The 20,120-nt window shown below is 42.5% G+C and carries 15 protein-coding genes; 12 read left to right on the top strand and 3 right to left on the bottom strand.

Features of this window, described 5'->3' with window-relative positions:
* The first annotated feature begins 158 nt into the window (after positions 1 to 158).
* From SY85_RS24580 to SY85_RS24635, 12 genes are all read left to right on the top strand, one after another.
* Positions 159 to 947, top strand: coding sequence for a bestrophin-like domain (locus tag SY85_RS24580; protein ID WP_066408971.1), 789 nt, complete (start codon positions 159 to 161; stop codon positions 945 to 947).
* Between the two features lie 818 nt (positions 948 to 1,765).
* Positions 1,766 to 2,836: a glutaminase A gene (glsA, locus tag SY85_RS24585; RefSeq protein ID WP_082886683.1), complete on the top strand. Its 1,071-nt coding sequence runs from the start codon at positions 1,766 to 1,768 to the stop codon at positions 2,834 to 2,836.
* A gap of 115 nt (positions 2,837 to 2,951) precedes the next feature.
* Positions 2,952 to 4,238 carry a hypothetical protein gene (locus SY85_RS24590; protein ID WP_148661288.1) on the top strand — a complete coding sequence of 429 codons (1,287 nt, stop codon included), beginning with the start codon at positions 2,952 to 2,954 and terminating at the stop codon, positions 4,236 to 4,238.
* 56 nt (positions 4,239 to 4,294) lie between these two features.
* The gene (locus SY85_RS24595; RefSeq protein WP_066408976.1) at positions 4,295 to 5,416 is read left to right on the top strand and encodes an amidohydrolase family protein; all 1,122 of its coding nucleotides are present in this window, start codon (positions 4,295 to 4,297) and stop codon (positions 5,414 to 5,416) included.
* Positions 5,417 to 5,496: 80 nt separating this feature from the next.
* Positions 5,497 to 6,339, top strand: a complete 843-nt coding sequence (locus SY85_RS24600; protein ID WP_066408978.1) for a bestrophin-like domain — start codon at positions 5,497 to 5,499, stop codon at positions 6,337 to 6,339.
* Positions 6,340 to 6,413: 74 nt separating this feature from the next.
* Positions 6,414 to 7,205, top strand: a complete 792-nt coding sequence (locus SY85_RS24605) for a bestrophin-like domain (RefSeq protein WP_066408981.1) — start codon at positions 6,414 to 6,416, stop codon at positions 7,203 to 7,205.
* Between the two features lie 53 nt (positions 7,206 to 7,258).
* Positions 7,259 to 7,936, top strand: a complete 678-nt coding sequence (locus tag SY85_RS24610) for a hypothetical protein (RefSeq protein ID WP_226998949.1) — start codon at positions 7,259 to 7,261, stop codon at positions 7,934 to 7,936.
* 671 nt (positions 7,937 to 8,607) lie between these two features.
* Entirely contained in the window at positions 8,608 to 10,104 is a 1,497-nt protein-coding gene (locus tag SY85_RS24615) for an aspartate ammonia-lyase (protein ID WP_099459408.1), read from the top strand.
* A 17-nt stretch (positions 10,105 to 10,121) separates the two neighbouring features.
* Positions 10,122 to 11,246, top strand: a complete 1,125-nt coding sequence (locus SY85_RS24620; protein WP_082886685.1) for a type II asparaginase — start codon at positions 10,122 to 10,124, stop codon at positions 11,244 to 11,246.
* Between the two features lie 11 nt (positions 11,247 to 11,257).
* Complete coding sequence (locus SY85_RS24625) at positions 11,258 to 12,484, top strand: DcaP family trimeric outer membrane transporter (RefSeq protein WP_082886686.1); 1,227 nt, start codon at positions 11,258 to 11,260, stop codon at positions 12,482 to 12,484.
* A gap of 278 nt (positions 12,485 to 12,762) precedes the next feature.
* Complete coding sequence (locus tag SY85_RS24630) at positions 12,763 to 14,055, top strand: OprO/OprP family phosphate-selective porin (RefSeq protein ID WP_226998950.1); 1,293 nt, start codon at positions 12,763 to 12,765, stop codon at positions 14,053 to 14,055.
* Positions 14,056 to 14,281: 226 nt separating this feature from the next.
* Positions 14,282 to 16,351 carry a hypothetical protein gene (locus SY85_RS24635; protein WP_066408988.1) on the top strand — a complete coding sequence of 690 codons (2,070 nt, stop codon included), beginning with the start codon at positions 14,282 to 14,284 and terminating at the stop codon, positions 16,349 to 16,351.
* A gap of 126 nt (positions 16,352 to 16,477) precedes the next feature.
* On the opposite strand, the gene SY85_RS24640 is transcribed toward SY85_RS24635, so the two are convergent.
* The 3 genes from SY85_RS24640 to SY85_RS24650 all read right to left on the bottom strand — a co-directional run bounded on the left by SY85_RS24640 (position 16,478) and on the right by SY85_RS24650 (position 19,830).
* On the bottom strand, positions 16,478 to 17,050 hold the full coding sequence (locus SY85_RS24640; protein ID WP_066408991.1) for a hypothetical protein: 573 nt from the start codon (positions 17,048 to 17,050) through the stop codon (positions 16,478 to 16,480).
* A 918-nt stretch (positions 17,051 to 17,968) separates the two neighbouring features.
* Positions 17,969 to 18,712 (bottom strand): LytR/AlgR family response regulator transcription factor, encoded by a 744-nt coding sequence (locus SY85_RS24645; RefSeq protein WP_082886687.1) that lies wholly within the window; start codon positions 18,710 to 18,712, stop codon positions 17,969 to 17,971.
* Complete coding sequence (locus tag SY85_RS24650; protein WP_066408993.1) at positions 18,709 to 19,830, bottom strand: sensor histidine kinase; 1,122 nt, start codon at positions 19,828 to 19,830, stop codon at positions 18,709 to 18,711. The genes SY85_RS24645 and SY85_RS24650 overlap by 4 nt, the downstream gene beginning before the upstream one ends.
* Positions 19,831 to 20,120 lie beyond the last annotated feature (290 nt).

Here is a 20,120-nt window from a genome sequence, read left to right on the forward strand (position 1 = left end):
GAGCTCTATGCCTTACTAAATATTTCTTTCCGCTTAAACCAGCCACTTGTAATACTCGTGAAAAAGCAATACTTTCTATATAAGCAAAGTCATTGATACTCCTTGCCCAAATTGGACAAGATCTTTCTTCATAGGTATTTATTCAAATAATTGGGGTTATGGCTTTTAATAGCACTTTGTATTCGTTGTGGCTGTATTTATTGCCTTTGTTAGCTGTTCTCTTTCCCATTTGGCTAGGGATACGCTATGGTCGCTCCGCTAAAAAAATAGCTACGGAGATTCCCAGCGAACCCGTTGGTACTGCTGTAGCTGCTACGTTAGGATTGTTGGGCTTTATGTTAGCGTTTACCTTCGAAATTGTAAGCAATCGATTTGAGAAGCGGCGGGAGTTATTGTTGAATGAAGTTTCAGATATAAGATCTACCTATTTATATGCAGGGCTTATTCCTGAGCAGTTTCGCTCTAATGTGAGAAAGCAATTGTCTGAATATGTAGATATACGGGTAGAGTTGGCACACGACCCAGGCAAGCTCAACAATGTGCAATACCGCTCGCAACAAATACTGGATTCATTATGGAGTGTTGCTGAAGCACTGGCTGTACAAGACCGGAGCTCAGAAGCGTACTCTTTATTTACTGGGTCGGCTAATAATTTGGCTCGTTTATACAACGAGCGGGTTACTGTAGCGCTGCAATACCATATGCCACCGGTTGTTTTGTACCTGCTGGCATTTATTGCGTTCTTTTCTATGATAACCTTCGGCTATCAATTTGGTATTACAGGAAGGGTGAACTTTCCAATTATATTCATGTTGGCAATGAGTTTCGCAGCTGTTATGTGGCTGGTTTTTGCGCTTGACCAACCGGAGGCTGGAATAATAAAAGTAAATCAGGCTCCTCTATATACACTTCAAGAGCAGTTGCATCGGGCTTTGATTAAACAATAAAGAGTTGGCTTCTAATAGATTGATGATTGCTAGTGGCATGCGTCTTCTCAAATAATAAACTGTACATTATTTAATGCTGCAGCTGAATAACAATTCAGGTCCAATTTTAAGAATAGTATACTCAATAAAACATGTTGGAGTTGTAAACTGTCTTCTTCGTTTTCAATTGAAGAAAACAAGCAAACAATAATAAAAATCAGCGATAAGTATAGAAAATCTGTTCAAGCTTTCCTGTATTGTAAAATGAGTATCTTATTTGTAAAGCAAAGAATATTGGGATCAGAGATTGCCAAAAAAATAAATCGTGACAAATTTCCAGTCTGCAAATTTTGTACTTCAGTTGAAAAGTGCAAAACTTGCACAGTCTTCAATCAGCTTCTGCCATCTGCTCGCATTTGTCTGTATTTAGTTTTGTTACCTAATGGGGTAATAGATTGTTTAGTCTTGTTAAGTAAACCTTTGTCATTCCATCAGCCCACTGAAAGCAACAAGTGTATATAATACTTGGTTCCGTTGCCGGTTAATGAAATGTTGAACTAGTAAAGGTGGAGAGTTGCCCAATGCATGTCTTGAATTAAATGTTTGTGAAGAACCATTTCACGAACTATGTCAAGCCGTTGAATGGTTGCTTTTAGGAGCTATAGGCTCATATTAGCTATGCTTCTTCTTCAAGAGGAGTTAGTTGCTAAATCACGACCTCTTTATTACGAAAACAGAAATATAAATACTTGCTTTTTCAAAAGACGAATTACGAATAGATGCTGGTTGTTGTAATGATAACATCAACAACAGTCAGGTAAACCCACAAACGTTAATTTATGAAACGCCTTCATTTAACCAGATTTCTTACATGGATATTTGCTACGCTATTCCTGCTTTTCTCCAGTGTTAATACAATTGTCAGAGCTCAGGCAAAAACACAAGCACCCAAAGCAGCGACCACTGGTAGTTTATCGGATGCTGATATTGAAGCGGCCTTAACCGAAGCCTATAATAAGTTCAAAGACCTTAAAGAGGGAAAGAACGCCGATTATATTAAAGAGTTGGCCAATGTAGATCCAAACATTTTTGGTATTGTATTGATCACCACAGATGGAAGGGTGTTCACAAAAGGTGATATTACCTCCATGGTATCCATTCAAAGCGTATCAAAGGTATTTACTATGGCCAAGGTGCTTGAAGAGCAAGGCCACCAGGCTGTAATGGATAAGATAGGAGTAGATGCTACGGGGATGCGTTTCAATTCTATTGTGGCTGTGGAATTGCAAAGGGGAAAAGAAATTAATCCCTTAGTAAACCCTGGTGCAATTGCTGCCAGTAGTTTGATCGGTGGCGCCGATTCGGCAGCCAAATGGAAAAACATCATGGATATCCATAATCAGTTTGCTGGTAGGCAGTTATCTGTGAACTGGCCGGTATATGTAAGTGAGGCTGGTGATAATTTACGTAATCAGGCCATAGCACATTTACTGAAAGCTTACAACCGCATGTATTTTGATCCTGTACAGGCTACTGATATCTATACCAAACAATGTGCAATTAATGTAAATGCAAAAGATCTGGCAACAATGGCCGCTACACTGGCTAATGGTGGTGTCAACCCTGTAACTAAAAAGAAAGTGGTTAGCCCTGAAACAGTAATGTATACGCTACCGGTCATGGCCACAGCTGGATTGTATGATGATTCAGGCATCTGGTTATATAATTCTGGTCTTCCTGCAAAAAGTGGTGTCGGTGGCGGCTTACTGGCTGTTTGCCCAGGCAAGTTTGGAATAGCTGCAGTCTCTCCACCGCTAGATGCTGCGGGAAATAGTGTTAAGTCACAAAAAGCCATCAACTATGTTGTTGAGAAATTGAAGGCAGATCCTTATTTGGTGCAGCCCAAGTAATCTTGTAGCGGTAACGAGCAGTCGAAAGAGGTAGAATTTTTACTGAACAAATTAGGAATATGAAGACAGCTAAACGTGTGTCTATACACTTGTTTTTGCCATTGGTTTTTTGTTAATGTTTTGCAACCTTTCTGCGCAAAATATCATTCCCGATGATACGTTGCAAAAACCAATTCTTATAAAGAGAGGAGAGTATAAGGATACAACGTATCAAAACTATGCATCTGGCGAACTTACGCCAAGTAGAGGCTTTGATTTAGTACGTACAAAGTTTGGCACCTTAAATATTAGCATGTATGCCATAGCGCGATATCTAAACCAACTGCCAGGCCATCAAACATGGCAAGACCATTTGGGAAGGGATAGGGATTTTGTTGGTCGAAACGATTTTTTCTGGCATAGAGCAATGATCTGGTTCTCGGGGTGGTTAGGCACGCCAAAACTTACATATACGTCCACCGTTTGGACCGTTTTTACAACACAGCAGGCGCTAGTTTATGGTGCTATACAATATAAGTTTAATAAATATCTGCAAATAGGCATTGGTGTTGGTCCAAACCTTTCTGTACGATCCATGCAGGGCTCATTTCCTTTTTATTCTTCAACAGACCGAACTATGGGAGAGGAGTCACTTCGTGGGGGCTTTACGAATGGGATGTGGGCAACAGGGGAGATTCTGCCAAAGCTTCGATATAAACTCATGGTGGGTAATAACCTAAGTAGCCTAGGAATTCAAGCGGCTAAATTAACAAGAGATCTCTCTACAAGTGCCACGCTTTGGTGGATGCCCACTACCGGAGAATTTGGGCCTCGTGGTGGAATAGGTGATCTGGAGGAGCATCAGAAGTTAGCAACTCGTTTTGGTGCCTCGTTTAACCACAGCCGCGAAGACCGTTTCAATAATATTGGTCAACCATCTCCTGATAATACGCAAGTTAGAATGAGTGATGGGATATTGTTTTTTGAAACAGGTGCATTGGCTGACGGTGTTACGGTAGACAATGCCGATGTTGATAACCTTAATATTGATGCTGGCTTTAAATACAAGGGGTTTCATTTGCAGACAGAATTTCATGCACGAAAACTGTCTGATTTTGCAGCCGACGGTCCTGTTCCACTGAGCACCATCCGTGATTATGCGTATGATCTGCAAATTTCTTACATGGCTATTCCAAGAAAGCTGATGATTTACGGAGTCAATTCGTATTTGTGGGATGAATTTAAAAGACATCCCTGGGAAGCAGGAGGCGGCATTAATCTTTATCCAATCAAGAACAGAAGTTGGAGACTCAATCTGCAAGTAATGCATGTAAATAAGAGTTCTGCAGGAGGCACTTTTGGGTTATATACTGCAGGCCAGAAAGGAACTACCATTACGTTTGGAACTGATATCTTATTATAAAAGAATGGTTGATCGTTAGGATGGCTAAAAGCTATCGTCTATAAAATAAGATTCAAATGAAAAACAACATAGGCCTCTATAACTTACTGACAGTACTACTGGTAATAGGTGGTTACACAGGAAATGCACAGGGAAGTAATAAAAATACCACATCAACTACTTACGATTTTAACGACTCGCATTTTCACCTGACCAACTACATTCAAGAAGGCATCACTGTACAGGACTATCTAAAGATCATGGGCAACCGGGTAGGACGCTCCACGTTATTTGGTATTCCCTTGCAGCAAATGTGGTCTTACCAAAATTCGGGCGACTATGCTCCTTCTTATTACCTGCAAAGCGATGCACCACTGTATTATTACTCGTTTACCGATGCCTATATAGCTAGTGCCTATAATTCTCTTTCTGCAGCGGATAAACAACGTTTTGATCCTATGATCACAGGGTTTAACCCTGCCGATATGTATGCGAAGGCGCATATTAAGAGGGTACTATTAACGTTCCCAGGTGTATTCTCTGGTATTGGAGAATTCAGTATTCATAAAGAGTTCGTTTCTTCTAAAGTGGCTGGTGAAGTAGCTAGTTTAACGAACCCGGCAATTGATAGTGTTCTGGAATTTGCAGGGGAGGTGGGATTGGCTGTTATTTTTCACAATGATATGGATATGCCCTTTGCCAAGGCGGGTGCTGAGCCTGTTTACCTGGAACAGATGAAAGCGTTACTTAAACGGCATCCAAAAACGACGATCATATGGGCTCATGTGGGTTTAGGTAGAATTGTGCACCCTGTGCAGCAATCAGCCTCTGAACCAGTTAATGAGCATAATCCTAATCAGCTAAAGATCGTTGAAGACATGTTAACTGATCCAGCGTTGAAGCATGTGTATTTTGATATTTCATGGGACGAAGTGGCTAAATATGTTGTAGGATCTGCACAGGCATTGCAAAATACCATTACTATTATTAATCGCTATCCCGACCGCTTTTTGTTTGGCACTGATGTGGTGGCACCCAAAAACCCGGAAATGTATTATGCTGTATATAACATGTATGCGCCACTTTGGAAAGCTTTGACACCAGAAGCCAGTGAGAAGGTACGAAAGGGCAACTATGAAAGGATCTTCAATGAAGCAAGACAGAAAGTGCGGAGTTGGGAGAAGAAGAATCGCATGTAAATCGGTTGTCTAGCCGGATAGTGTATGCTAAGGTTTGAAATGAACTGCTAGTGATAAGTTGGGTTATGTAAAGTCAATGAATGAAAACAAAGCGAACATTTCCGAAGCTTGCTGAAATTAAAACCCGCAACCACGGCATAGGAACTTTCTTTGGCTCTATACCACCCGCCGCTTTGTTTATAGTAATGGCTATATGTTATCTGATCATAGAGTGGGGTGGATTCTGGTTGGGGTATCACCGTTTTTTAAAAGGAGTCGAAGAGCCTAGCTCACCTTTAGAAACAGCTGTTACTTCTATTTTGGGGCTATTGGCCTTTATGCTTGCATTTACGTTTTCACTTACCTGGTCGCGTTATGCCAATCAAAATGGACTAGTCATAGCGCAAGCCAAAGCACTGTTGGTTTGTTACCAGCGGACAAGCATGTTGCCAGAAAAACAGAAGACAGAAACCCGCAGGCTTTTTTATGAATACATCAATATCCTACTACAGTTGCAAACAACTCCGGCATTAGAAAGATCACTGGCACGTATAAGTGAATTACATCTTTTGATTTGGGAACAAACAGCATCCCTGGCATCGGAGGAAATAGACTCTGAATTGCGTTCCCTTTTTATCAGTTCTGTAAATGAGTTGAACAGTCTTGCCTTAGAAAGAAAAACTATTGCTTTTATATTTCGAATCCCTGATGCTATCTGGAGTGCTTTGCTACTGCTCGCGGTTATGGGCATGATTGCTTTTGGCTACCAGATGGGGATTAATGGTTTGGGCAGAATGTTTCAAATGACTTTACTGCCCGTGGCATTTGGTTTGGTGATCGCTTTAATCTCCGACTTAAATGCTGTTGGGTCACAGCGTAAGTTTAAGGTTACACAGCGGCCCCTGAGGGATGTGTTAGAATTAATGGAAAGAGATCTGTCATAGCAGATCGTTATCTTCTTTATTAAAGTAAATGTTTCTTTCATCAACTTGTAAAGAAATAGTACAAGCAGGAAAAGATGGATGTAGCAACCTATATAACAACCTTGCCGTCCTTGGTTCTATTCTTGTTGACGGTGGCTATTGGTGAACTGGCTGCGGAGGCGGGCCATTGGGTAGCCAAACGAAAAACGAAGGATGCTACAAATGAAGGCGCCCCCTCACTTGGCTCGCTAGTTGGGGCTATGCTTGGGCTATTAGCCTTTATGTTAGGTTTTACTTTTTCTATCACCTCTTCCCGTTTTGCGAATAGAAAAGAGTTGATGGTAGCCCAATCAAATGCGCTGGGTACTTGTTATTTGCGTACAAGCTTTCTTCCTGAAAAGCAGAAGGAGGAAACCCGAAAGTTATTAAGAGAGTACGTAGACATTCTGGTTAAAATGAAAAATCACAAAGATGTAATGCAGGGTGTTGTTAGGTTGGATGAACTTCATTTATTGATATGGAATCAAGCCGCTTCCCTGGCCAGGGAAGATATGGATTCTGAGTTGAGAATGCTTTATGTGACTTCTTTAAACGAAGTCATAGACATTTTTGGCGAAAGGAAAACAGTTGTATTGGTATTTCGGATTCCGAGTGTTTTATGGACGTCATTGTTTCTTCTATACAGTATAAGCATGTTTGTGGTGGGTTATGAAACAGGGTCGTTCAGGATACGTAGAGTGATGGCTACACCTCTAATGGTGTCGGCTTTCGCTTTAATTGTGACGCTGATTGCAAACATGGACTCTACAAAGAGTGAACAACGTTTTAGGGTAAGCCAGCAACCGCTTATAGAGTTGCAGCAAATGATGCAACAAAACATACCCTGATTTGGTTTTCTTACCCTGTGTGGCTATAGGTCGATTTAATACATGTATTCATTATGGGAAATCGAAGATGGATAAAGCCTTCAAAACTGGAGTTAAGATTAACAAGTCTCTTCATCGTTGTCTTATTGGTTGTACAGACCAGCGCCCAGCAATTCAACTCCGATAGCTGGCTTTCTAAGAAACACGGCACTATAACCATCATTCCCACTTTCGGTGAAAGGAATACCATGCTCATGAACACCTATTCTCTTTTTACCAGATGGGAGCTTACCATGGCTGCTTTCTTGTATAATAACGATGGCGATCCTGCTACCAATGACGGTTATTCTACAACGCTATATGCCAAGTACATGTTTTACGAGAACAAAGCACAAACAGGAGGGGCAGCCGTAAAGTTTGGAACAGGAATGTTTCCTGGTACACTGGATGCAGAGCTAAGAGTAAAAGATGCTTTCAAAACCTTTTGGATGAATGCTCCGGTTACCATTCCTTTATTCAACAATAAACTTTCGTGGGACCTTATGCCAGGAACCAGTATGACTGTTGATTATGGGCAGAATAATACTACGGCCTGGGCGTTTACGTATTCTACCCGTTTGGCCTGGTACCCTTTCAATCCACAGCTTTCTTTTGTAGGAGAGGTGTTTGGCTCAGCTGGGCAATCAGGGCCATTCCAGAATATAAAGCAGGGGTGCGTTGGGAACCTAGTCAATATGCGGTGGTGGCATTAACCTATGGACATGAATTCAATGGCAGCCTGGGAGCAGGTTTTGAATTTGGTATTATGTTGTTTACACCACCATTTGCTTGTTTGGGTGGTTGTAATCCAAAAGGAAATAAGAAATAGTAAATTAAGATGATGATAATGGATGTACAGTTGTGTGTTAAAAGTGCTAGGACAAAAACTAACCGTTATATAGGCACGAGTGTATTCCTGACAATAATGTATAACGGACGTTTGTTGCAAAGAAAAACCAAATATCAATGGTAGCTATGTACTGTACATTGGTTATTCTATGATTTAAAACTAACTTTATTAGATTAAGTTGCTCTTTATAGAAGCCTGAATGGATCGGGAAATAATAGTTGTTAAAACAGCTTTTTAAGTTTGAATAATGTCATATTAAAATACTATTGACCTTGGTGAACCTACCATCTGAGCAATACCAGTTACCCAAAGAAAGGTACAAAAGCCAGTAGCTGATTACTACTGCAAAGAAATCCATCCCTTTTCATCTGCCATACGTCTACCATCTGCACAGCAACCAGCTCCTGCAATTCAAACTGCTTTGTGAATAGCCCAATTTAAAGAACAGCCAACGTGTTCATTCGTTTCAATATTCAATTCCTACCACTGAAATAAAATGAGGCAGATTATCTGTAAATGCAAAAAATTTTAAACATGACCACCCAATTTAAAGTGACCCGACAACTCTTAGCTCTGGCTTTGTTGGGCGGACACTTATTGTATGCACAAACTCGAACTGAAAAAGACTTGCTCGGCGAAAAGCAAATACCTAATGATGCTTACTATGGGGTGCAAACTGCGCGGGCATTAGAGAACTTCCAGGTAAGTGGTGTGCCTACCAAGTTTTACCCGGATTATGTAAAGGCTTATGCCATAGTAAAACTGGCTGCCGCCCGTGCCAATACAGACATTGGCCGTATGAGTAAAGAGAAGCTGGCCATGATTGAAAAAGCTTGCCAGGCTGTTATGGATGGTAAATACCACGATCAGTTTTTGGTAGACCTCTATAATGGCGGAGCAGGAACTTCTGCCAACATGAATGCCAATGAAGTATTAGCTAATATAGCCTTGGAACTTGGCGGAAAAAAGAAAGGAGACTATCACACCATTGAGCCACATGATGATTTGAATATGGGCCAGTCTACTAATGATGTGTATCCCACAGCCATACATGTAGCCTTATTACTTCACAACGATAAAGTGGTAAAAGAAGCAAAAGACCTGGCTGCTGCTTTTCATAAAAAAGGCGACGAGTTCAGTAAACTATTGAAAATGGGACGTACCGAAGGTCAGGATGCGGTGCCTATGACCTTAGGACAGGAGTTCCATGCGTTTGGTAGCCAGATCGACGCAGCCATTGAAGCGCTGGTGAAATCAGAAGCGTACTTGTATGAAGAGAATATGGGCGCAACGGCAATTGGTACGGGTATTACCGCTTCACCCGGATATGCAGAGAAGTGTGCACAACACCTGGCAAAGATCACAGGTAAGCCTATGACGTTGAGTAAAGATCTGATTGCTGCTACATCCAGCATGCAGGCATTTGTCATGTATTCAGCAGCACTCAAAAACTTTGCAGTAACGCTATCTAAAATATCAAGCGACCTGATCTTTTTAGCTACAGGCCCACGCACAGGCATATTCGAAATTAATCTACCTGCCCTCCAGCCTGGTTCATCTATCATGCCGGGTAAAGTAAACCCGGTGATGCCCGAGTTAATGAACCAGATTTGCTACAAGGCAATAGGTAACGATATGACTGTTGCCGTGGCTTCACGAGATGGCCTTCTTCAATTGAATGCCTACGAGCCAGTTGTAGCTGTTGCAATTATGGAAACACAAGGCCTGTTTTATAAATCACTACCCTTATTCCGTAAACAATGTATTGAAGGCATTACGGCCAATGAGAAAGTGCTGCAAACCTACATGGAACGCAGTGTAGGTATAGTTACAGCATTAAACCCCGTACTGGGTTATGATAAAACAACCGAGCTGGCAAAAGAAGCCTTAGAGAAAAATAAAGGCATCCTGGAATTAATACGTGAGAAAAAGCTGCTGACAGAACAGCAAATTAAAGACCTCTTAGACCCCAAGAAACTGACATCTCCAACAGGTCCCACTACTATAGAAAAGAAACAAAACCTTAATTAATCTATAAAGCAAACGCCATGAAAAAGCTACGTTTTTATTTCAGTTTCATCTTATCAGGTGTTCTGCTTGTTTTGAACACCGTTGCACAAACACCAACCACTACACAAGTAGCAGGAGCTTCAAAAGACAATACCATAACTACAAAAAATAATGCCTTGCCCAATGTACTGATCCTGGCTACTGGAGGCACCATTGCTGGTGCGGCTAAAAGTGGCGCTCAGTCCGCTTACACTTCTGGCCAGGTAACTATCGATGCTATGGTAAATGCCATACCCGAGGTCACTAAGATCGCTAATATCAAAGGCGAACAGATATCCAATGTGGGTTCACAGGATATGTCCTTCGATATCATGATGAAGCTGGCCAACCGGATCAATGCATTAAAAGACAATACAAGCGTCGATGGTATTGTCATTACACATGGTACCGACACCATGGAGGAAACTGCTTATTTCTTAAACCTGGTTTGTAAAACCGATAAGCCGGTAGTATTGGTAGGTTCTATGCGGCCTTCTACGGCCATCAGCGCAGATGGTCCCTTGAACTTATACGATGCTATTGCCGTAGCTGCAGACGCTAATGCAAAGAACAGGGGAGTATTGCTAGTGATGAACGACTGGATACACTCTGCTCAAACATTAACGAAAGTGAGCACTACAGCCGTACAAACATTTATGTCGCCCATTAAAGGTTTAATAGGTACTACAGCCTACGGTACCAACGAATTCTATCGCTATCCTTCACAGAAATATGGTGAGAAAAGCGAATTCTCTATTGAAGGTGCCACCAAATTGCCAAGAGTTGATATTATTTATGCCGATGCCGATATGAACCCCGATCTGATTGATGCAGCTGTTAAGTTAGGTGCAAAAGGTATTGTTATAGCCGGTGTGGGTAATGGAAACATGAATAAAGTGGCGCTAGATGCTTGTGCACGTGCCAGCAAGCAAGGTGTGGTAGTGGTAAGAAGCACACGTGTGGCAACAGGTAATGTAGCCCGCAATGTAGAAGTAAATGATGACCAACTAGGATTAATTGCCTCCTATGGCCTAAATCCTCAAAAATCACGCATACTGCTTTCCGTGGCACTCTTGAAACCCCGGAAGTTAGATGAGTTGCAAAAAATCTTTATGGAATACTAATACTTATAGTTATGAAGCAAGTTTACCTGAAATCGCTGCTGGCAGCGATTGCCCTGATCTTATTAGCCAACACCCTCAAGGCACAGGTGCAGACACAGAAGGAGGAGTCAAGAAGGGTAATGGATCTTTATGGCTTTGCCATGATGGATGCCGGCTATAATTTCGACCAGATCCATCCGGATTGGTTCGATGTTATACGTACTACCAAGCTGCCTTCATTTAAAAACGAGTTTGGCACAAATGGTAATACTTATTTCTCAGTTCGTCAAACCCGCTTTGGCGTGAAGAATTATTTTCAGACAGGAGTGGGTGAATTGTTTACCCAATTTGAGTTTGAAATGTTTGGTACAGGGGTGGATGCCGGACAAACCACCATTCGTTTGCGACATGCCTATGGCGAATTGGGAAAATGGGGCGCCGGTCAATATTGGAGCCCATTCATGGATATTGATGTATTTCCAAATACCGTTGAATATTGGGGCCCTCCTGGTATGGCCTTCTTCCGTAATGTGCAATTGCGTTATATGCCAATAAAGGGTGATACCCGGTTAACCATTGCGCTTGAAAGACCAGGTGCCAGTGCAGACCAGGGGGTTTATGCCGGTCGCATTGAGCTGGGTAATGTTAAGCCTCGATTTAAGCTACCTGACCTTTCAGCCGAATACCGTAGAGCCTTTGGATTTGGTTACATTGAGTTGGCCGGTATTGTGCGCCGTATGGAGTGGGAAGACCTGGATCCTACCGGTCCCGACTTGTCGGGTAAGGAAACCGGATGGGGATTTAACCTCAGTACGAATGTGAAGTTTGGAGGCAAAGCTGTTTTTAGGGGTTCGGTGCTTTATGGAGAAGGTGTTGAGAACTACATGAACGACGCACCGGTAGACGTAGGTATTAAGAATAATCCTGGTAATACGGCAAGACCCGTAGAAGGTGTGGCTTTGCCGGTAACAGGCGTGAGCGCTTTCGTTGATGTTCAATGGAATGAAAATTTCAGCTCTTCATTCGGTTATTCCTTGGTTAATATTGACAATTCGGATGCCCAGGCACCTAATGCATTTAAGAAAGGGCAATACGCTATTGGCAACCTGATGTACTACCCGGTAAAAAATGTAATGATGGGTGTTGAGTACCAGTTTGGTGACCGGCAAAACTTCACTGATGGCTTTAGTAGCTCTATCAGCAAAATACAGGCTTCGTTCAAGTTCAGTTTTTCCGAATCAATGTATAAGAGAGATTGATACTAGTTTAAATTGAATAGCTTGGAATTTGGAAATCCGAAAAGTTAAATATCGAAATCCGAAGGGTGAAAATCCAAAATCCAAATAGACTAATACCAATTTAAGTTAAGCAGTATGTATATCCGATGAGGGTTGGAAGTTGATAGTTGACAGTCGGCGGTAAGGAGCTGCCCACTGCCATCTGTCATCTTTCCTCTTACCTCTGTAAACTAAATTCATCCTCCTTTATTGAAAGCCGTATAAGACTTGTTAAATAAGAGCATAACCTGTGCATGACCGTGAGATCGATTTTTATAACCATGTTAGTTGAAGGCTTGCTCTTTAGCAATTTGGCTGTATGCCAGGAACCTAAAAAGCATGATACCACAAAGATCGTCCCTGATGGTACGGAAGGATTACTTTATAAAATAGACTCATCTACTAAGAAGTTAGAGAACCCTAAGGCGAATGATTTTGATGGCACTGTTACTACGTTCAGAGTAGGGCTCGGATTTATTTATGATGCTACTACCTATATACAAAGTAATACGTTTAAAGAACAGGTAGACTCGGCAAAATTAGAAGTAGAGCCAAAAGGTAAGCTCCGGGATTTCAGAATGCTTGCCAGCGGCGTGTTTAAAACAAAAAGAAGCCTGGCCTGGAAGTTTGCTTACATGTGGGATGGCGATAATGATAAATGGTTGCTAAGGGAAACAGGTCTTACCATAGGTGTTCCTGAATTGTTCGGGCATATCTTTATTGGCCGTACAAAGGAAGGATTCTCGCTGATAAAAGTTATGAATGGCCACTCGCCCTGGACCAATGAAAGATTAATGGCCATTGATGTGATCCCCATTTTGGCAGATGGGATCAAATGGTTTGGCTATCTTCCCAAATCCCGACTTTTCTGGAACCTGGGTTATTTCAACGATCTGATATCCAGGGGCCAGAGTTTTTCTACTTATGAATGGCAAACGGTGGCACGGGTTGGATGGTTGCCAATTTATGATACTAAGAATAATGTAGTGCTGCACACCGGTATCAATCTACGTTACGGAAGACCGTTAGATGGTAAGATCACGTTAAAGAGTCGTCCCGAATCGAATCCTACACCACAGCTTATTAATACCGGCGCATTTGAGGCAGAACATTCCAGTCATATTGGACCTGAGATCTACTACCGGAACAAACGTCTGATGTTAGGGTCGGAGATGTACCTCCATAATTTTTATTCCGACAAAACGGAAGACCATCATTTTTTTGGTGGCAACATAGTGGCCAGCTACTTCTTTACAAAAACATTTCGTCCTTATAATACGATTGGAAGTATTTTCGGATTTATACCCGTTAGAAAATCAGTATTTAAAGGAGGCTGGGGTGAGTGGGAAGGTGTGCTAAACTTTTCCATGCTGGATTTGAATGATGGCGCTATACAGGGTGGTAAATTCTGGCGTATAACACCTATGGTTAACTGGTATATGACTAAACATTTGCGTTGGGAATTTATATATGGTATTGGCCAATTGGAGCGGTTTAATAAAAAAGGAAATGTACAGTTCTTTGAAACCCGCTTTCAAATAACATTGATGTAGTTCATTTACATTCTTCTGCTCCCTCTATTTCCAAACCCGCTATGAGATCGATGTATCTGTATGTCTCGCTTAAACGGGCGCAACTAAACGGACACTCCAGAAACCAAAAAGGTAATATCTACTACTAATTTCAAATAGGTAGTAGGGTTTTAAGTCTGGAATTTGGACTTTGGAATCTGAAACCTGAAATTTCCCTACCGGCCTGCTTAATTGAAAACGGTATTATATGTTATTAAAACCTGCACTTATCATTTGCTCGATATTGATTGTATCTGCAACACAGGCGCAACAAAATTGGCCGCGTACCATTGAAGCCCAAGGAGGTGGCCAAATCACACTTTATCAGCCTCAACCGGAAAGTCTGGATGGTAATATTGTGAAAGGAAGAACGGCTTTTTCGGCACGCAAAAAGCCTTCCGATGACCCGGTATTTGGAGCACTCTGGTTTACGGCCACTATGGAAACCAACCGCGATACCCGCACAGCGGTCTTGCAAAGTTTGAAGATTGACAATATCAAGGTTTCTGGTGTCGATGATACCGCCAAAACCAATATTCTAAAAACCTTCCTTGAAACAGAAGTGCCCAAGCTGAATTTGCAGACTACGTTGGATGAAATTCTTTCTTCTATAGAAGAAGAGCAAAAAGGTTCTTCCGATAACTTAAAAAACGATCCGCCGGAAATCATCTATACCGATAAACCATCTACCCTGGTTTTAATTGATGGCGAGCCCCGGCTGAAGGATGATGAAAAGCTTAAAATGAAACGGGTTATTAATACCGCTTTCCTGATCCTTCAGCATCCTAAACAAAAAAAATACTATCTCTATGGTGGTGCCCATTGGTATGTGTCACCGTCAATCACCACTGGTTGGGCACCGGCAAAAAAGCTACCCAAAGACATTCGCAAAATTGATAAGCAGATCAAAGAATTGGAAAAGAAGAACAACCAGGGCAACTCCTCTGCTAAAAAAGAAAAGCCACCCGAATTAATTGTAGCTACAAAGCCTTCCGAGCTCATCCAGTCGGAAGGACAGGCCAATTTCAAAAGTATCAGTGGCACGCAACTGTTATATATGTTCAACAGCGATAACAATGTATTTATGGAACTCAATTCCAATACCTATTTTGTTTTGCTGTCGGGGCGTTGGTACAAGGCTGCTTCGTTAAAAGGTCCCTGGACGTACGTGCCTTCCGATCAATTGCCGGAAGACTTTAAAAAGATCCCGGAAGGATCACCGGTTGATGGTGTGCTGGCCAGTGTGGCTGGTACCAATGCGGCCAAAGAAGCCACTTTAGATGCGCAGATTCCACAAACAGCTAAAGTGGACCGGAAAACAGCAACAGTTACCGTTAACTATGATGGGGAACCAAAGTTTGAAAAAATTGAAGGTACTAACCTTGAGCTGGCTATGAATACTAGCAGTAAGGTTTTTAAAGCAGACAACGGGTATTACTGCGTTGATAACGGCGTCTGGTACAGGTCTGCGTCACCCAAAGGGCCCTGGCAGGTGTCTGATGAACGACCCAAAGGGGTAGAAGATATTCCACCCAGCAGCTCGGCCTACAACACCAAGTATGTGTATGTATATGACTCCACTCCGGAGTATGTATATGTTGGATATACGCCCGGGTATATGGGGGCTTATGTATATGGGCCAACGGTAGTATATGGCACTGGTTATTATTATTATCCCTGGTATGGGCCTTATTATTATCCGCACCCTTACACGTTTGGTTTTAGTATGCATTACAATCCCTGGTGTGGTTGGAGTATGGGCTTTGGTTTCAGTATGGGCTTTTTCAGTATGGGTATATATGGCGGCTATGGAGGTTATTGGGGGCCGCCCATGTATCGTCCGCCCTACTATCCAGGAGGGGGGTACAATGGCCACCATGTGAGTCACTACAATAGAAATACGGTTATCAATAACCGTGATAACAATATCAACAGGGGCAATTCAAACAATATTTACCGTGATCGTAATGGTGTGTCCACCAATGATCAGCTGAGGCGTTCACAGGGCAACCGTGCTTCTCAGCAACCCGCCAACCGGAATAATGTGGTGGCGGACCGGCAAGGAAATGTATATCAGAGGGGTGGGGATAATAACTGGTCGCAGCGCAATGCGAACGGCTGGCAACCCGCCAATAATGCCAATACGCGAGATCTGGATCGGCAAATGCAGAACAGGGATCGCGGCCAATCGCGCAATGCCGGATACAACAACATGAACCGCGGTGGCAACATGGGCGGTGGTTATCGTGGTGGCGGTGGGGGAGGAAGGAGAAGGTGAGGGAAACGCTGCAAGCTGTAAGCTACACGCAGGAGGCGCACACCGTCTACGGACTGCAGTCCACAGAGAGATACCTCAAGCTGTAAGTAGCCTGTTTGTATGTTAGAGGAAACTTGTATTTGGTGTCTACTCTTTAAGCTGTCGAACATGGCCTGGAATGGCAGGCCGGACGGATGGTAATGGGGTGGCTGCATAGGGTATGTGTAAGCGCCCGTTGCGTTTGACTTTCCAGTTGGATAAGTAGCGCGCCAGCTTTGGTTTTTGATTGGCAGGTGCTGTCGGCTGTTGCACCGGCTTTGTGGTTGGGGGTACTGCCGCTACAGGTGTTGCTGTAGGAGTAGCCTTGCTGGTGGTTTTCTGCACTAATTTCTGGCAATGCGCCATCAGCAGTTCCTGTGCTTCTTCCTTGGTCTTGCCCTGGTACAACCACTTATTGACCATGCCGGTTAGCCTGGCAAACAACCCGGGTTTGCGCACAGTCCCTGGCAGCTGGCGGTAGTACACGCGCTTCACCATCCTGGCGGCCACGCCAAACCGGTTGGCATTGGCCATCGTGCGCTGGAGGTTAGGATCTTTTCGCATCTTCTTAGCGCTTTTATAATCGCCTTTGCTACGCAGGTAATATGTATCTCCTAACTTATAAAAGATGATGCCATCGATGGTGCCGGTAATGAAGACGGGGCCTACTTGTTTTGCCATAGGTTGGGTGATTATTAATGATAAATTATTAATTATTACTGTATGCTAAATATTTTAGCAAATCTACCCAACTAAAGGCCCCTTTCAAAACCTTTTACTCTCTTTAGTTATACACATGTAGGCCACTGCTAATATCATTAATCCCTCCGTGGTCAATCGGCGCCAGCTGCGGGAGTCTTCTTGTGCGCGGGTGCTCCCCTTTAGGGGCTGGGGGTGTGCCTAGCCTGTACCTCTCCTGTACCTCTCCTGTACCTAGTCTGTACCTCTCCTGTACCTCTTCTGTAGGTAAGTCCGTACCAACTGCACAGATAAAGCCCTCTACCTGCCTTCCACATTCACTACGGCTCCCACCATCCTCCTATACTCCTCCTCTCTTCATTGTACATTGAGTATTGAAAGTTGAACATTGAACATTTCCTCCCTTCTATATTCATCCTTCCTTGTTCATTATTCTTCCCCTATATACATCCATCAACCCTAAAATAAAATCGTAATAATCAGAGCTGAAAAATGCTCTCAAAGCGAAGAGGTTGAAAGGTACTTATTCTTCCTTTTAGGCAACCGCAGATGCTGAAACAAGTTCAGCATGACAGCAAGAGGCTTTACCTATTTCAAACCTATCTTAGATGCCAGTCTCTGCGATCCTTCGCTATCGCTCTGGATGACAAACGCCAGAGTCATTATGGCTGGCAGGCAGGTTGTAAGGGGGGAGGGAATGACGCCAAACGTGTAAGAGTTTCCAAAAGCACTATTGCTATAAACGAAAAAGCACTCCACAAACGGAGTGCTTTGCTATTTTATAGATCTATTTATTCTTTACTGTTCTCTGTGCCCCTTTGTGCTCGCTGTGTCGCCGTGGTTCCTTGCAGCGTGGCTGCTCCCCTTTAGGGGCTGAGGTGTGCCGGGCCGCTACCTCTATCACTTCGTTTTACGGCTATCCAGGAGCTTAGAGAAGTGTTCCTGATAAGTAATACCAATAGGTATTACGCGGTCTTTAACGTGCACTTCCTGCCGTTCTATGGCATTGATCTTATCAATGGCTACAATGAAGGATTTGTGTAGGCGTACAAAACGGTTAGGCGGCAGTATCTCTTCCAGCTGTTTCATAACCTGTAGCGTGATGATGCGCTGATTTTTGGTGAAGATCGATACATAGTTCTTCAAGCCTTCTATGTACAGAATATCATCCAGTTCTACACGGATCATTTTGGTCTCTACTTTCACAAAGATGTATCCGCCGGTTTCGGAATAAAACTTCTGCGGTTTTTCTTGTTGTGCGTTTGGGTTTTTAAGATTGTAGGCTTTTTCTACCGCCCGGTAAAAGCGTTCAAAGGAAATGGGTTTTAGCAGGTAGTCTACTACATTATGTTCAAAGCCATCAATGGCATATTCCTGGTAGGCCGATGTTATGATTACCTGTGCACGGTTTTGCAGCAGTTTTAAAAACTGTATGCCAGTGATCTGTGGCATTTGGATATCTAAGAAGATAAGATCAACAGGGTTGGTGTTGATACTCAGCAGTGCGTCTAAAGGGTTATTGAAGGTATAGGCCAGTTCCAAAAAGGAGACCTTGCTGATGTGGTTTTGCAGCAATTGAATCGCTAGTGGCTCATCGTCTATCACCATGCATTTCAACATGGATTCATGTGTTGGTTCACTCATAAAGGTAGTTGTAATTTCACAAAAAACTGGTCGTCGGTTTCCTTTACATCCAGGGTGTATTGATTGGGATAAAGCAGGTTCAGGCGCTTGCGAACGTTTTGAATGCCAATGCCTCCTACTTTATCTTTCATATATTCGTTCTTGTAGTTCTGTATATAAAACTCCAGGTGTTTACCGGTGATCTTCAGCTCAATGTTTATAGGTTTTTCCGCCACACCTCTTATACCGTGCTTAAAAGCATTTTCAATGAGCGGAAACAGCAAAAGGGGAGCTATGCGGCAGGTACTTGGCTCGCCTTCAATAGAAAAATTGACATATAATTCTCCCTCGTGGCGCAGCCTTTCCAGGTCTATATAGCTATTGATATGGCGTATTTCATTATCCAGTCTTACTTTATGTTCTTCATCTTCTTTTTCGTACAGTACATACCGCATCAGGTCGGAGAGCTTCATAATACTATCGCCGGTGCGCTTGCTATTTTCTATCACGGCCAGCGAGTAAATATTGTTCAAGGCATTGAATAGGAAATGTGGATTGACCTGCATTTTTAAATAAGAGAGCTCGGCACGTAGTCGTTGGTTCTCCAGCTCCTTCCGGATCTTTTCCTGTTGGTACCAGTTCACCGAAAGGCGATAGGCAAAAGCAACAATTACGATAGAGACATTGGTAAGAATATTCGTTTGGAAATAGGTTCTGAATAAGTAGCTGAAAAACCCCTGTGGTTCGGCTGGTATCTTATTTTTGAACATGCGCTGATAACCGGGATTGTGCTGCAATAAATAATCTGTATGATACCACTGCAAGCGAAACTTGAAGTAGGTAAAAAGAATGGCTAGCAGCAAGGATGCAATTACCACCCACGCCCATTTTTTTTTCTGTAACCCCATTCGTGGCATAATGTAAAAGGCCACTATATAGAATAATAGAAAATTGATAAAAACGAGTATGATATGGTTGAAGAGGAAAAACTGGGTAAAAATTTTTGAGTTGACCAGCGTGGGCAAAAACACGATCAAATGCAGGAGCTGCCAGGTTCCCCAATGTGTAAAAAAGGTGAGTACAGGTCTTTTAGCAAAAATTACCTGTGATAACGTATTGGGTTTTTGTAGGTCTGTCACGTCTAGATAAGCTTTAGTGAGGTATTAATTGTCTTTCAAATTCTTAAATATCATTGTTTTATTCTCCTATTACTTGACCAAATAGGTTTTTCAGCGGACAAGCTCAATAAAAGCAAGGATCAGTTTTCGTCCTTTAAAATTAGTAACTGGTCAACTAGTCTTCTGCATACGTGTGATTGTTTCTTAAACAGTGGAGCTTACCAATAATTTAAAGGCGTAGATTTTTTGAAACCAGCAGAAAGTCCACTTTAAAGAAACCCAGTAACGCTCTGTTATTTACTTATCTGTAA

This window comes from Flavisolibacter tropicus (genome assembly GCF_001644645.1).
Lineage (GTDB): Bacteria > Bacteroidota > Bacteroidia > Chitinophagales > Chitinophagaceae > Flavisolibacter > Flavisolibacter tropicus.

Bases quoted from the DNA above. Each gene is read 5' to 3' on its own strand.
- SY85_RS24580 (WP_066408971.1), top strand. From the start codon at position 159: ATGGCTTTTAATAGCACTTTGTATTCGTTGTGGCTGTATTTATTGCCT.
- glsA (WP_082886683.1), top strand. From the start codon at position 1,766: ATGAAACGCCTTCATTTAACCAGATTTCTTACATGGATATTTGCTACG.
- SY85_RS24590 (WP_148661288.1), top strand. From the start codon at position 2,952: ATGTTTTGCAACCTTTCTGCGCAAAATATCATTCCCGATGATACGTTG.
- SY85_RS24595 (WP_066408976.1), top strand. From the start codon at position 4,295: ATGAAAAACAACATAGGCCTCTATAACTTACTGACAGTACTACTGGTA.
- SY85_RS24600 (WP_066408978.1), top strand. From the start codon at position 5,497: ATGAAAACAAAGCGAACATTTCCGAAGCTTGCTGAAATTAAAACCCGC.
- SY85_RS24605 (WP_066408981.1), top strand. From the start codon at position 6,414: ATGGATGTAGCAACCTATATAACAACCTTGCCGTCCTTGGTTCTATTC.
- SY85_RS24610 (WP_226998949.1), top strand. From the start codon at position 7,259: ATGGGAAATCGAAGATGGATAAAGCCTTCAAAACTGGAGTTAAGATTA.
- SY85_RS24615 (WP_099459408.1), top strand. From the start codon at position 8,608: ATGACCACCCAATTTAAAGTGACCCGACAACTCTTAGCTCTGGCTTTG.
- SY85_RS24620 (WP_082886685.1), top strand. From the start codon at position 10,122: ATGAAAAAGCTACGTTTTTATTTCAGTTTCATCTTATCAGGTGTTCTG.
- SY85_RS24625 (WP_082886686.1), top strand. From the start codon at position 11,258: ATGAAGCAAGTTTACCTGAAATCGCTGCTGGCAGCGATTGCCCTGATC.
- SY85_RS24635 (WP_066408988.1), top strand. From the start codon at position 14,282: ATGTTATTAAAACCTGCACTTATCATTTGCTCGATATTGATTGTATCT.
- SY85_RS24640 (WP_066408991.1), bottom strand. From the start codon at position 17,050: ATGGCAAAACAAGTAGGCCCCGTCTTCATTACCGGCACCATCGATGGC.
- SY85_RS24645 (WP_082886687.1), bottom strand. From the start codon at position 18,712: ATGAGTGAACCAACACATGAATCCATGTTGAAATGCATGGTGATAGAC.